13 protein-coding genes are annotated in these 13,286 nt (G+C 68.7%); 8 read left to right on the top strand and 5 right to left on the bottom strand.

The window, feature by feature from the left end:
- Nucleotides 1–36 precede the first annotated feature (36 nt).
- Entirely contained in the window at nt 37–228 is a 192-nt protein-coding gene (locus PPSIR1_RS09535; RefSeq protein ID WP_045115718.1) for a hypothetical protein, read from the top strand.
- Nucleotides 229–269: 41 nt separating this feature from the next.
- Here the strand turns inward: PPSIR1_RS09535 and PPSIR1_RS09530 are convergent, their stop codons facing one another.
- The 5 genes from PPSIR1_RS09530 to PPSIR1_RS09510 all read right to left on the bottom strand — a co-directional run bounded on the left by PPSIR1_RS09530 (nt 270) and on the right by PPSIR1_RS09510 (nt 6,338).
- Entirely contained in the window at nt 270–1,292 is a 1,023-nt protein-coding gene (locus PPSIR1_RS09530; RefSeq protein ID WP_006970822.1) for a serine/threonine protein kinase, read from the bottom strand.
- Between the two features lie 451 nt (nt 1,293–1,743).
- Nucleotides 1,744–2,502 (bottom strand): succinate dehydrogenase/fumarate reductase iron-sulfur subunit, encoded by a 759-nt coding sequence (locus tag PPSIR1_RS09525; RefSeq protein ID WP_006970821.1) that lies wholly within the window; start codon nt 2,500–2,502, stop codon nt 1,744–1,746.
- Nucleotides 2,502–4,433: a fumarate reductase/succinate dehydrogenase flavoprotein subunit gene (locus PPSIR1_RS09520; protein WP_006970820.1), complete on the bottom strand. Its 1,932-nt coding sequence runs from the start codon at nt 4,431–4,433 to the stop codon at nt 2,502–2,504. Before PPSIR1_RS09520 ends, PPSIR1_RS09525 begins: the two co-directional genes overlap by 1 nt.
- Nucleotides 4,433–5,152 carry a succinate dehydrogenase cytochrome b subunit gene (locus PPSIR1_RS09515; RefSeq protein ID WP_006970819.1) on the bottom strand — a complete coding sequence of 240 codons (720 nt, stop codon included), beginning with the start codon at nt 5,150–5,152 and terminating at the stop codon, nt 4,433–4,435. Before PPSIR1_RS09515 ends, PPSIR1_RS09520 begins: the two co-directional genes overlap by 1 nt.
- A 229-nt stretch (nt 5,153–5,381) precedes the next feature.
- Entirely contained in the window at nt 5,382–6,338 is a 957-nt protein-coding gene (locus PPSIR1_RS09510; protein WP_157595370.1) for an FHA domain-containing protein, read from the bottom strand.
- A gap of 378 nt (nt 6,339–6,716) precedes the next feature.
- Here PPSIR1_RS09510 and PPSIR1_RS09505 point away from each other — a divergent pair, with 378 nt between their 5' ends.
- From PPSIR1_RS09505 to atpD, 7 genes are all read left to right on the top strand, one after another.
- A complete protein-coding gene (locus PPSIR1_RS09505) occupies nt 6,717–7,067 on the top strand; it encodes a bactofilin family protein (protein WP_006970817.1) in 351 nt (116 codons plus the stop codon).
- A 237-nt stretch (nt 7,068–7,304) separates the two neighbouring features.
- Nucleotides 7,305–7,787: an ATP synthase F0 subunit B gene (locus PPSIR1_RS09500; protein ID WP_053335337.1), complete on the top strand. Its 483-nt coding sequence runs from the start codon at nt 7,305–7,307 to the stop codon at nt 7,785–7,787.
- A gap of 5 nt (nt 7,788–7,792) precedes the next feature.
- Nucleotides 7,793–8,458 (top strand): F0F1 ATP synthase subunit B family protein, encoded by a 666-nt coding sequence (locus PPSIR1_RS42295; protein WP_157595369.1) that lies wholly within the window; start codon nt 7,793–7,795, stop codon nt 8,456–8,458.
- Nucleotides 8,458–9,021: an ATP synthase F1 subunit delta gene (atpH, locus tag PPSIR1_RS09490; RefSeq protein ID WP_006970814.1), complete on the top strand. Its 564-nt coding sequence runs from the start codon at nt 8,458–8,460 to the stop codon at nt 9,019–9,021. The genes PPSIR1_RS42295 and atpH overlap by 1 nt, the downstream gene beginning before the upstream one ends.
- Before the next feature lie 42 nt (nt 9,022–9,063).
- Nucleotides 9,064–10,596: a F0F1 ATP synthase subunit alpha gene (gene atpA / locus PPSIR1_RS09485; RefSeq protein ID WP_006970813.1), complete on the top strand. Its 1,533-nt coding sequence runs from the start codon at nt 9,064–9,066 to the stop codon at nt 10,594–10,596.
- 35 nt (nt 10,597–10,631) lie between these two features.
- Nucleotides 10,632–11,600, top strand: a complete 969-nt coding sequence (gene atpG / locus PPSIR1_RS09480; RefSeq protein WP_006970812.1) for an ATP synthase F1 subunit gamma — start codon at nt 10,632–10,634, stop codon at nt 11,598–11,600.
- Between the two features lie 30 nt (nt 11,601–11,630).
- Nucleotides 11,631–13,253: a F0F1 ATP synthase subunit beta gene (atpD, locus tag PPSIR1_RS09475; RefSeq protein ID WP_006970811.1), complete on the top strand. Its 1,623-nt coding sequence runs from the start codon at nt 11,631–11,633 to the stop codon at nt 13,251–13,253.
- The last annotated feature ends 33 nt before the right edge of the window (nt 13,254–13,286 follow it).

The raw sequence follows: 13,286 nt of genomic DNA, 5'->3' as shown, positions 1-13,286 counted from the left end.
GGTACACGGGAGACCAATCTCCCAGACGGGTTGAGCATGGTCGCGGTGTACAACGGTGTGAAGGTGTTCTCGGCAACCAAGGCGCGGGAGCGTGAGGCCCTGGGCGACCGGATCACCGATTGGCTGCGGGCCAACGGCGGCAAGGTCGAGGTCGTCGAGACGATCGTCACGCAGAGCTCGGACCGCGAGTTCCACTGTCTGACGATCACCGTCTTCTACAAGATGTAGCAACTGCTGAACTTCGCCGCGCGTCGTGGGGCGATGTCCTGCTAGTGCCCTGGTGCGACGCTCGGGGCCGCGAGGGCGAGGTTGTCCGGCGCGGCTGCGCGGGCCAGGCCCGCGTGGAGCGAGAGCGCCGCAACGGCGAGGAGGGTCAGCAGCCCGAGGATCGCGCGGCGACCGGAGCCGCGGCGCAGGGTCCGGGGCCGACCGATCGCGCCCTTGGTCCGGGCCTGACGCATCGCGCGGATCAGGGTGTTCATGTCGGGCCAGCGCTCGCTCGGCTCGCGCCGCAGGCCGCGGGCGAGCACCGCGAGGATCGCGGGGGCGCCGCGGGTTCGGGCGGCCGCGTCGGCGTCGGCGGGGGGGCGGGCCCCGGTCAAAGCCTCCCACGCGACGACGCAGAAGCTGTACTGGTCGGTGAGCGCGTCGCGGCGGCCGTGCTGGTGGGCCTCGGGGGCCATGGTCGCGGGGTCACCGGCGAAGCAGGGCTGGTTGCGCTCCCAGGCGCCGGGCTCCGGGTCGAGCAGGCGCGCGAGCTCGAAGTGGACCAGCTGGACCCGGCCCTCGTCGTCGACGCGCACGGCCGCGGCGTTGACGTTGCCGTGCAGCACCCCGGCCGCGTGGGCGCCGGCGAGCCCTTCGGCGGCCTGGAGCAGCACGGCGAGGCGCTCGGCCTCGCTGGTCCGGCGCCGGCCCAGGTACTGCTTCAGGTCGTACTCCCCGACCCGCGAGAGCACCAGGCAGCGCTCGTGGCCGAGCATGGCGTAGTCGAGGAGGTGGACGACCCGGGGGTGGTCGATGCGCGCGAGCATCCGGGCCTCGCCCTCGAGGGAGGCGACGGCGGCCTCGTCGTGGCAGGCGTGGTGCAGCAGGCCCAGGGTCAGGCCGCGCCCGAGCAGCTCGTCCTCGACCTGGTAGAGCTCCATCCCGCCGCCGCCGCTGACCCGGCGCATTCTCGAGTAGCGACGGCCGGCGAGGCTCGAGAGGCCCTCGCTCGCGCGCGCGAACGAGGCGGCCGGCCGGTGTGGCAGGTGCGCGAATTCGGGCTCTAGCGTGCGCTGGGCGTCCATCTCTACGCGAGCAGCCTAAACCAGAGTGTCACGAAATGTGGAGTCTTTTCTCATTGATCTATCAAAAATGGAATGCGTATCAGATCGATGAATGGCGGCGGTCTGTGTCCACAGGATTGGGGGCTCTTCTCAAACTGGGTCCAATAAAATCGTGGCATTCTGGGTATGATTGGGTCGACCTGCCCCAGGACTTGCGGGGCGCTCCTCCTCAAACGGTGGCCAACGTCGGCCGCGAAGCTGCCAAGTCTGCGAACGGCCAACCAAAATTGTCATGTGGCCCAAAAGGGGGCGGTGTCTCGATGGTCACTCAGCTCACGTTCCAGCGGGCCGGAGTGTGTGCCAAAAGGGTGACAGTCGATCCTAATTCGATCCTTCCTAATGAAAACACGAGCATGAAAAAGCCCCAACTCCGTGTGGAGTTGGGGCTTCGAAGTGCGGACTTTTATTTGGCTCAGTCGCGAGACAGTCCGGCGCGCATGTACTCGCGGTTGAGCAGGCCGATGGCGTCGACGCTGATCGTCTTCGGGCACGAGGCCTCGCACTCGCCGTGGTTGGTGCACCCGCCGAAGCCCTCGAAGTCCATGGCGTCGACCATCTTGCGCACGCGCTCGACTCGCTCGACCTGGCCCTGGGGCAGCAGGCTCAGGTGCGCCACCTTGGCGCTGACGAAGAGCATGGCCGAGGCGTTGGGGCAGGCCGCGACGCAGGCGCCGCAGCCGATGCAGGCCGCGTAGTCGAAGGCCTCGTCGGCGTCGCGCTTGCCGATGGGGATGGCGTTGGCGTCCGGGGACGAGCCCGTCGACACCGACACGTAGCCGCCAGCTTGCTGGATGCGGTCGAAGGCGCGGCGATCGACGACGAGGTCCTTGATCACCGGGAAGGCCTTGGCGCGCCACGGCTCGATGACGATCTCGTCGCCGTCGTTGTACTCGCGCATGTGCAGCTGGCAGGTCGTGGTGCCCTTGCGCGGCCCGTGGGGGGCCCCGTCGATGACCATCGAGCACGCGCCGCAGATGCCCTCGCGGCAGTCGTGGTCGAAGGCCACGGGCTCCTTGCCGTCGTTGAGCAGCTGCTCGTTGAGCACGTCCAGCATCTCGAGGAAGGACATGTGCGGGTTGGCGCTGACCTTGTGATCCTCGAAGTAGCCCGCCTGGGTCGGCCCCTTCTGGCGCCAGACCTTGAGCTTGATGTCCATGTTCTCGTCGCTCATTACTTGTAGCTCCGCGTCGTCAGCTTGACGTTCTCGAAGGTCAGCTCCTCTTTGTGGAGCTTGGGCTCGACGTTGTCGCCCTGGTACTCCCAGATCGCGCCGTGGGAGAAGTCCTCGTCGTTGCGCACGGCCTCGCCCTCCTCGCTCTGGTGCTCCTCGCGGAAGTGACCGCCGCAGGACTCGTCGCGGTACAGGGCGTCGCGGCACATGATCTCGCCGAACTCGAGGAAGTCGGCGACGCGGCCGGCCTTCTCGAGCCAGGGGTTGAACTCGTCGGAGCCCCCGGGCACGTAGGCCGTGCTCCAGAACTCCTCGCGCAGGGCGGGGATCTCCTGGAGGGCGGTCTCGAGGCCCTTGGCGTTGCGGGCCATGCCGCAGTGCTCCCACATGATCTTGCCCAGGCGGCGGTGGAAGTCGTCGACGCTCTTCTTCTCGGCGCCCGAGTTCTTGCCGATGTCGAGCAGCTTGCGGGTCCGCTCGCGGACCTCGCCCTCGGCCTTGACGAAGGCCGGGTGGTCGGCGCTGACCTCACCCTTCCACTCCGTGGCGATGTAGTTGCCGAGGGTGTAGGGGATGACGAAGTAGCCGTCGGCGAGGCCCTGCATGAGCGCCGAGGCGCCCAGGCGGTTGGCGCCGTGGTCGGAGAAGTTGGCCTCACCCAGGACGTGCAGCCCGGGCACGTTGCTCATCAGGTTGTAGTCGACCCACAGCCCGCCCATGGTGTAGTGGACGGCGGGGTAGATGCGCATCGGCGTCCCGTAGGGGTTCTCGCCGGTGATCCGCTCGTACATCTCGAACAGGTTGCCGTAGCGGTCCTCGACGGCCCGCTTGCCGTCGCGCTCGATGGCCGTGCCGAAGTCGAGGTAGACCGACTGGCCCGTCGCGCCGACGCCGTAGCCCTCGTCGCAGACCTTCTTGGCCGCGCGCGAGGCCACGTCGCGGGGCACGAGGTTGCCGAAGCTCGGGTAGCGCTCCTCGAGGTAGTAGTAGCGATCGGCCGGGTCGATGTCCTTGGGCTTCTTCTTGAGGTCCTCCTTGTTGCGGGGGACCCACACGCGCCCGTCGTTGCGCAGCGACTCGGACATCAAGGTCAGCTTGGACTGGTAGTTGCCGCTGACCGGGATGCAGGTCGGGTGGATCTGCGTGAAGCAGGGGTTGGCGAAGCCGGCCCCGCGCTTGTAGGCGCGGTAGGCAGCGGTGACGTTGCTGCCCATGGCGTTGGTCGACAGGTAAAAGACGTTGCCGTAGCCGCCGGTGGCGAGCACGACCGCGTCCGCGGCCCAGCGCTCGATCTCGCCGGTGACCAGGTTGCGCGTGATGATGCCGCGGGCGTGGCCGTCGACCAGGACCAGGTCGAGCATCTCCATGCGCGTGTGCATCTTGACCTTGCCCCGGGCGATCTGCCGGTTGAGGGCCGAGTAGGCCCCGAGCAGCAGCTGCTGGCCGGTCTGGCCGCGGGCGTAGAAGGTGCGCGAGACCTGGGCGCCGCCGAAGGAGCGGTTGGCCAGGACGCCGCCGTACTCCCGGGCGAAGGGCACGCCCTGGGCCACGCACTGGTCGATGATGTTCACCGACACCTGCGAGAGGCGGTAGACGTTGGCCTCGCGCGAGCGGTAGTCGCCGCCCTTGACGGTGTCGTAGAACAGGCGCCAGACGCTGTCGCCGTCATTTTGGTAGTTCTTGGCGGCGTTGATGCCACCTTGCGCGGCGATCGAGTGGGCCCGGCGGGGGCTGTCCTGGAAGCAAAAGCACTCCACGTCGTAGCCGAGCTCCGACAAGGTCGCGGCCGCCGAGGCGCCGCCCAGGCCGGTGCCCACGATGATCAGCTTGTGCCGACGCTTGTTGGCGGGGTTGACCAGCTTGAGCTCGAAGCGGGCCTTGTCCCACTTCTTCTCGATCGGTCCCGAGGGGATCTTGGCGTCGAGTTTCATCAGTTCGCTCCGATCACGCCGGTCAGCACGGCGATGGGCATGGAGATGTTGCCGAGGCCGACGATGACGCCGAAGGCCGGGCCGATGGCCTCGACCGGCACCTTCCAGCGCCCCACGCCGAAGCCGATGGTCTTGAACATCGAGGTCGCGCCGTGGGCGAGGTGGAGGGCCAGGGCCAGGTTCGCCGCGACGTAGGTCAGCGCGATGAGGGGGTTGCTGAAGCTGTTGATGACGTGGGTGTAGAGGTCACGCCGCGCCCCGTTGGGGCCCATCTCGACCAGCTCGTAGCCCAGGTCGGTGTGGATCATCCCGCCGGTGAAGTGGAGGATGTGATAGATGATGAACAGCAGCAGCACGATGCCGAGCTGGGCCATGTAGACGGCCGCGACGGAGGTGCGCTTGCGCTTTTGGGTGTAGTAGCCCTCGGGTCGGGCGGCCGTGTTGCGCTGGACCAAGAGCACGGCGGTGCTCACGTGGCCGAACAAGATGCCCAGCAGACCCAGGCGGGCGACCCATTTGAGCTCGCCGAGGTTCTGCATGAACTCCGCGTAGGTGTTGTAGGCCTCGCGGCCCAGGAACATCTGCAGGTTCCCGAGCATGTGAAAGATGACGAAGCCCGCGCCGGCGATGCCTGTCACGGCCATCACGATTTTGAGCGAGATGGTCGAGGTCAGCGCCTTGACGAGACGGTCGAGAGGGGGGGCGTTGCCGCTGCTCATGGTGTGGAAATCTCCTCGCTTGGGCGACCTAGCACATTTCGGCGACGGCCGTGAGGGCCGGCCGGGCGCGGGTTGCCCGAGAAGACCACGATCGTCGAGGTGGTCGCGTTTCGAGGGAGATCGCCGTCAATCTCCCGCGAATGTCGCGCGAATGGGCGGGGCGCGAATAATCTTCGCGGGCGCGAGCGCGGAGCTCGTGCCAGGCGAGGCGGCGTCGCGCCCGGTCAGCTCAATGAATCGTCGGGCGCTCGGCGGGGACCCAGCTGAGCTCGAAGTGGCCGAGCAAGCAGGGATCGTCGGGCGTCATCCGGACGACGGGGTGGCTCGGACCTTCGCTCTGCCCCGAGGGCCGCACGCCGTTGGTGCTGGCGAGGTCGTAGACGAGCAGGGAGTTCGGGCCCTCCTCGGTGACCAGCGCGTGGACCCGAGACAGGTTGCGGCCCTGGCCGGCGAGGGAGCAGCGGTCGCTGTAGCGCCCGATGAGCAGCCCGCGCTGGAGCTGCTCGCTGTCGATCTCGAGCTCGCGGACCTGGGTCGAGTCTTCGCGGCCGCGGTTGCGCCCGCGGTTGGTCGCGCGGTTGCGGGTGATCTTGGTCGAGCGCAGCCGCAGCACGCCGCGGGGCTCGGGGCGGACGTCGACGTTGACGGGTCTGTAGCCGCCGAGCTCGGCGACCCCGGGCTCGGCCATGGCGGAGATGGCCAGGCGGTGGCCGCTGCCCGAGGCGTCGAGGCCCGTGAGCTTGCGGAAGGACTCGGACTCGTCGCCCGCGAGGATGTCGCGGCCGATGGCGCCACCGGGGAGCACGAACAGCGAGGTGCGGCCAAAGCCGAGGGCGACCTGGCCGTGCGCCGAGAAGCCGGGCACGCGCTTGCCGTCGGCGAGCACCACCCCAGCGCGACCGCCGAGGTCGTATCCGCGCAGGCGCATGGGTCCTTGGCCGGGCCAGGTCGTCAGCAGCAAGTGGCGGAGGCTCACGCGGCTGTCGCCGGGAATGGCGAGGGCGCAGCGGTTGTGGCGGCCGATGACGACCGCATGGGGCAAATCTTTGGGGCGCTCGATGAGGCGTTGCGCCACAGGAAAGCCGTTGCGGTCCGTCGCCACGATGACCGCGTCCCCCTCCGGCACGCCCGCGACGAGCGCAGTCAGGATGGGGCGCGCTCGCGCGAAGCTGGTGGCGAGAGCCATTTTGCCCTCTTCACGCCCTTCGTCGCTGGCTCGCGGACGGGGCCCGCTGTCGTCGATCATCGACACGCGAAGCAAGCGTATTGGAGAGTGGAGCACTTTTCCACGTCGCAATTTGAATCGATCCAAGGACCAGGAATGAGGACTGTTGGAACTGTGGGCTATGTCGCGTGATGGTCGGACGACCCCAACGCGCGGTCTGCCTGGCCACGCGCGCGCGCAGAGCCATGCGTGGGAGGCGCTAGAGCTCTCCGGGGCGCCCCGTGGCCGAGCTGCGCCAAGCTCGGGAAGACCGGCTCGGCGACCAGGCCAGCTGCGCGAGCTCACGCAAGCATTTTCAGGGTATCGGGAGGCCAGGGGATCCCGTACCTTCCGGCCTCGATGAGCGACGAAGTCACGACGATCCTTGGGGAGAGCTCCAGTTTCGAAGGGAAGCTCACGTTCGAGGGCACGGTGCGCATCGACGGGGCCTTCCGCGGGGAGATCCACACCGAAGGCACGCTCATCGTGGGTGAGCAGGCCAAGGTCGAGGCGAGGGTCCAGGCGGGCACCGTGGTGGTGCGCGGGGAGATCCGGGGCGACGTCAGCGCGAGCGAGTCGCTGGCGATCATGGCGCCTGCGCGTCTGCGCGGGAACGTGTCCACGCCGAGCCTCACTGTCGAGCGAGGGGCCTTCTTCGAGGGCTCGTGCTCGATGTCGAGCGAGGCCGAGGCGGCCCCCAGCGAGGCCTGAGCCCCGTCAGGCAGCGGTCACGATGCGCCCTGCGCCGCCCCGACTGGGCGCGAGCGGCCGTGCGCGGAGGGGGCGATCGCCGTGCGATTTTTTTGCGGCAGCCGACGGCCAGCTCACGGTGACGGCCCGATGGGCTGAAACGCCCGAAATCTTGGCCCTGGCCTGCCTTGTGGCCCCGTTGACGGAGGTCTCGCCAAATGCTACCTGCTCGCCGCCTTCCGCCGACGAAGCGTCTGCGTGGGGCCCAGGGACGCCATGCCCAGCTTCTTGCTCGTCGCCTCAGAGAACATCCCGGTCGTCGACTTCGACGGTACGTTCTTCCTCCAGGCCGGAATCTTCCTGCTGCTGATGGCCGTGCTGAATCCTCTGCTGTTCCAGCCGTGGCTCGCGGCTCGGGAGCGCCGCGCCCAGCGGATCGGGGGAGCCCAGCGCGAGGCCGGTGAGCTGCGCGAAGCCGCGGCCGAGCGCCAGGCCGACTACGACGACCGCCTGGCCGCGGCCCGCGACGCCGCCCTCGACCTGCGCGCCGAGAAGCGCCGGGAGGCCGACGCCGAGGAGGCCAAGATCGTCGGCGAGGCGCGCAAGCAGTCGGCCGCCAGCCTCGACGAGGCCAAGGTCAGGATCGCCGCCGAGGTCGACGCCGCCCGCGCCGAGCTCAGCGGCCGCGTCGACGCCCTGGCCAACGACATCACCCAGCAGGTCCTCGGGAGGACCGCGTGAACGCCATGAACCGCATCCTCATCCCCCTCAGCGCCGCGCTGGTCGTGTGGGCGGCTCCCCTGGTCGCCCTCGCCAGCCCTCCCCACGGCGAAGAAGCGGCCCACGACGCCGGCCACGGCGCGGAGCATCACGTCTCCGAGGGCATCAAGTGGATCAGCAACCCGATCGGCGGAGCCGAGGACGGTCGCACCGGCTTCATCATCATCATCGCCAACTTCGTCGGCCTGTTCTTCATCCTCAACGCGATCTTGTTCCGCGGCCTGCGCAAGATGCACAAGGAGAAGACCGACGCGATCCGCACCGAGCTCAACCGCGCGACCGCGGCCCGGGCCGAGGCGGACGCCCTGGTCAAGGAGTACGAGGCCAAGCTCGGCTCGCTCGAGACCGAGGTCGAGGACATCCGCGCGGCGGCCAAGAAGACCGCCGCCGCCGAGTACGACCGCATCCTGGCCGAGGCCAAAGAGCAGGCCGAGAAGATCCGCGACGCGGGCGTGCGCGCGGCTGAGCGCGAGGCCGCCCGCCGCCGCGCCGAGCTCGAGAACGCCATCGTCGAGCAGGCCGTGGCCAAGGCCGAGGCGGCCATCCGCTCGAGCTTCGGCGGCGCCGACCAGCGTCGCCTCGTCGACGCCTGGGTCGCCGAGGTCACCGACACCCAGCTGGGAGCCAACTGATGATCAACGGAAGCCTCGCCAAGCGCTACGCCCGGGCCCTGATGTCCCTGGCGCCCAACGCCGCGACCCGCGACAGGTACCTCGCGACCCTCGGGGACTTCACCACGGCGTGCAAGACCCACGACGACGCCGACCCCTCGGGTGAGAGCGACCTGATCAACGTCCTCGACGCGGGCCACCACACCCTCGCCAACCGCCGCGCCATCCTCCACGCCGTCCTGCGCAAGGTCGGCGCGGACCCCAACATGGTCAAGTTCTTCGACCTCGTGCTCGAGCGCGGGCGCATCAGCGGCACCGAGCAGATTTTCCTCCACTACCGCGACCTCGCGGACGAGGCCGCTGGCCGAATCCGCGCGACGGTCAAGACCGCCTCCGCCCTCGACCCCTCCTCGACCACGCGCATCAAGGGCGCGCTCGAGCAGGCCACGGGCAAGACGGTCTTGCTCGAGACCAAGGTCGACCCCGAGCTCATCGGCGGCCTCGTGGCCCACGTGGGCAGCTACACCCTGGACCGCAGCGTGCGGACCTCCCTCGACAAGCTCCGCAGCAGCCTGCGCAGCTAACCCGACTTTCCCCCTTCAGAACAAAGCGACAGGTCTTCGACGATGGAAATCCGAGCCGACGAAATCAGCCGCATCATCCGCGAGCAGATCCAGGGTCACGACACCTCGACCTCGGTCGAGGAGACCGGCACCGTGCTTACCGTGGGCGACGGCATCGCCCGCGTGTACGGCCTCTCCAAGGCCATGGCCGGCGAGATGCTGGACTTCCCGCACGGCGTGCGGGGCATGGTCCTCAACCTCGAGGAGGGCAACGTGGGCGTGGCCCTGCTGGGCAACGACCACCTCATCAAAGAGGGCGACATCGTCAAGCGCAGCGCGACGATCATGAGCGTCCCCGTGGGCGACGCGATGCTCGGGCGAGTCATCAACGCCCTCGGCGAGGCCATCGACGGCCAGGGCAGCATCGAGAGCAGCGAGCGCCGCCCTGTCGAGGTCAAGGCCCCCGGCATCATCGCCCGCAAGTCGGTCCACGAGCCGATGCTCACCGGGCTCAAGTCCATCGACTCGATGGTGCCGATCGGTCGCGGCCAGCGCGAGCTCATCATCGGCGACCGCCAGACCGGCAAGACCGCCATCGCCGTCGACGCGATCATCAACCAAAAGGGCCAGAACATGGTCTGCGTCTACGTCGCGATCGGTCAAAAGCAGTCGACCGTCGCGTCCGTGGTCGAGCGTCTGCGCCGCGAGGGCGCGATGGACTACACCATCGTCGTCTGCGCCGGCGCGTCCGAGTCGGCGCCGCTGCAGTTCCTCGCGCCCTACACCGGCGTGACCATCGGCGAGTACTTCCGCGACAAGGGCGGCCACGCCCTGCTCATCTACGACGACCTGTCCAAGCAGGCCGTCGCCTACCGCCAGCTCTCGCTGCTGCTGCGCCGCCCGCCCGGTCGTGAGGCCTACCCCGGCGACGTGTTCTACCTGCACAGCCGCCTGCTCGAGCGCGCCTGCAAGCTCTCGGACAAGGAGGGCGGCGGCTCGCTGACGGCCCTGCCGATCATCGAGACCCAGGGCGGCGACGTCTCGGCCTACATCCCGACCAACGTCATCTCGATCACCGACGGCCAGATCTTCCTGGAGTCCGACCTGTTCAACCGCGGCATCCGCCCGGCCATCAACGTCGGCCTGTCGGTGTCCCGCGTGGGCGGCTCGGCGCAGATCAAGATGATGCGCCGCCACGCCGGCCCGCTGCGCATCACCTTGGCCCAGTACCGCGAGCTCGAGGCCTTCGCCCAGTTCGCCTCGGACCTCGACGCGACCACGCGGGCCCAGCTCGACCGCGGTCAGCGCCTGGTCGAGCTGCTCAAGCAGCCCCAGTACAAGCCCCTCGACGTCGCCCTCCAGGTCGTCTCGGTGTTCGCCGGGACCAAGGGCCACCTCGACGACATCGCGGTCAAGCACGTCCGCGCCTTCGAGGACGACCTGCACAGCTGGATGAAGGCCGAGCGCGCCTCGCTGCTCGACGACATCCGCAAGGCCAAGAAGAAGCCCGACCTGGTCAAGGCCGACGAGGAAATCACCGCCGCCATCAAGAAGTTCAAGGAGACCTGGAAGGCTCCCACGGTCAAGGCTGGCTGAGCCAGCCCCCGTAGCCCTTCGAGCGAGGAGCGCCCATGGCCAACCTCAAGGAAATCCGCATCCGCATCAAGTCGGTCAAGAACACGCGGAAGATCACCTCGGCGATGAGCCGAATCGCCGCGGCGCGCCTGCGTCGCGCGCAGCTCGCCATGGAGGCGGCCCGCGACTACGGGACGCGCATGGCCGGCATCGTCGGCGAGATCCTGAGCGAGCTCGAGGACGCCGCCTCGCTGCACCCGCTGCTGGCCGAGGGCCAGAGCGACGCCGTGGCCTACGTGGTCATCACCGCCGACCGCGGCCTGTGCGGCGGCTTCAACAGCGCCGTCAACCGCCAGAGCGAGCGCGAGATCAAGGCCCTGCGCGAGGCCGGCCGCGAGGTCCACGTGATCACCGTGGGCCGCAAGGGCCGGGACTACCTGCGCGCGACCACCCAGGTCACGCCGCTGTCGCACCACACCGCCCCGAACAAGCCCGAAGAGGTCGTGGACGTGGCCAAGGGTGTGGCCAACGAGCTCATCGCCCTGTTCGAGGGGCGCTGGGAGCTCGAGGACACCACCGGCGACGGCGAGGGCGACACCCTCACCGGGCCCAAGGTCGGTGAGATCCGCGTGGTCTACAACTACTTCAAGAACGTGATCACGCAGGAGGTCCGGGACGAGCAGATGCTGCCCGTGCCCATGCCCGAGCCCATCGACGCCGACGGCGACGGTGTGCCCGACGAGCCCCGCGAGGCCGTGCGAGAGGCCGTCCGCGCCTTCGAGCCGGAGACCGAGGAGCTCCTCGCGCACCTGCTCCCGACGGCGGTCGAGACCGCGGTCCAGCAGGCCCTCTACAACTCCGTCGCCGCCGAGGTGGCCGCCCGCCGGGCGGCCATGGACAACGCGACCGACAACGCCACCGAGCTCATCGGCGAGCTCACCCTCCAGTACAACCGCGAACGCCAGGCTGCCATCACCAAGGAGTTGATGGAGATCATTGGCGGCGCCGAGGCCCTCAAGGGCTGAGCCCACTTCGAGCCCAAAAGAGACATCGCCATGTCTGACGACAGCAAGAACTCCCTGTTTTCGCCGCCGATCGCCAGCCCGCTCAAGCCCCCCGGCGGCGCGGCCAAGCCCTCCGCCCCCGCCGTGGGCGCGCCCAAGGCCGGTGGCGGCGCGGCTCCCAAGGCCGACGGCCCTGTCAAGGTCGGCCGCGTCACGCAGGTCATCGGCCCGGTCATCGACGTCGAGTTCGACGGCGAGCTGCCCGAGGTCAACAACGCCCTGACGCTGACCAACCCCAGCATCAGCGACGAGGCCAACAACCTCGTCGCCGAGGTCGCCATGCACCTCGGCGAGCGGACCGTCCGCGCCATCTCCATGGACACCACCGAGGGCCTCGTCCGCGGCCAGGAGGTCCGGGACACGGGCAGCCCGATCATGATGCCCGTGGGCAAGGCCGTGCTCGGCCGGATCATGAACGTCGTCGGCGAGCCTGTCGACGAGCAGGGCGAGATCAAGACCGAAGAGTTCCGCCCGATCCACCGCAAGGCGCCCGAGTTCACCGACCAGAGCGTCAAGGTCGAGCCCTTCGTCACCGGCATCAAGGTCATCGACCTGCTCGCCCCCTACCGGCGCGGCGGCAAGATCGGCCTGTTTGGCGGCGCCGGCGTGGGCAAGACCGTGTTGCTGATGGAGCTCATCAACAACGTCGGCAAGACCCACGGCGGCTACTCGGTGTTCGCCGGCGTCGGCGAGCGCACCCGCGAGGGCAACGACCTCTACTTCGAGATGATCGAGTCGGACGTCATCGACGCCGACTGGAACGAGGACACCCGCGAGGTCCACGAGATCAAGTCGGACTCCTCGAAGGTCGCCCTGGTCTACGGCCAGATGAACGAGCCGCCCGGCGCCCGCGCCCGCGTGGCCCTCTCGGCGCTGACCCAGGCCGAGTACTTCCGCGACGACATGGGCCAGGACGTGATGTTGTTCGTCGACAACATCTTCCGCTTCACCCAGGCCGGCTCGGAGGTCTCCGCCCTCCTCGGTCGCATCCCCTCGGCGGTCGGCTACCAGCCGACCCTGTCGACGGAGATGGGCGCCCTCCAAGAGCGCATCACCACGACCACCAAGGGCTCGATCACCTCGGTGCAGGCCATCTACGTCCCCGCCGATGACCTCACCGACCCGGCCCCGGCGACGACCTTCGCCCACCTCGACGCGACCACGGTGCTCAACCGCGCGCTGACCGAGATCGGCATCTACCCGGCCGTCGACCCCCTCGACTCGTCGAGCACCATCTTGACCCCCGAGGTCGTCGGCGAGCGCCACTACGGCGTCGCCCGTGCCGTCCAGCAGATCCTTCAGAAGTACAAGGAGCTCCAGGACATCATCAAGATCCTCGGCATGGACGAGCTCAGCGAGGAGGACAAGACCCTGGTCTCCCGCGCGCGCAAGATCCAGCGCTTCCTCAGCCAGCCCTTCGACGTCGCCAAGGTGTTCACCGGCGCCGACGGCCGTCAGCTGCCCCTCGAGCAGACCATCGCCTCCTTCGAGGCGATCATCGACGGCAAGCACGACGACGTGCCCGAGCAGTGCTTCTACATGAAGGGCGGCATCGACGAGGTCACCGCGCACCACAAGCGGCTGATCGAGGAAGAGGCCAAGAAGGCCGGCTGAGCCGGACCTGACGGACCTCACCGCCACAAAGCG

Origin of the sequence: Plesiocystis pacifica SIR-1 (genome assembly GCF_000170895.1) — a bacterium.
GTDB lineage: Bacteria > Myxococcota_A > Polyangia > Nannocystales > Nannocystaceae > Plesiocystis > Plesiocystis pacifica.
This window is presented reverse-complemented; position numbering and strand designations above follow the sequence as displayed.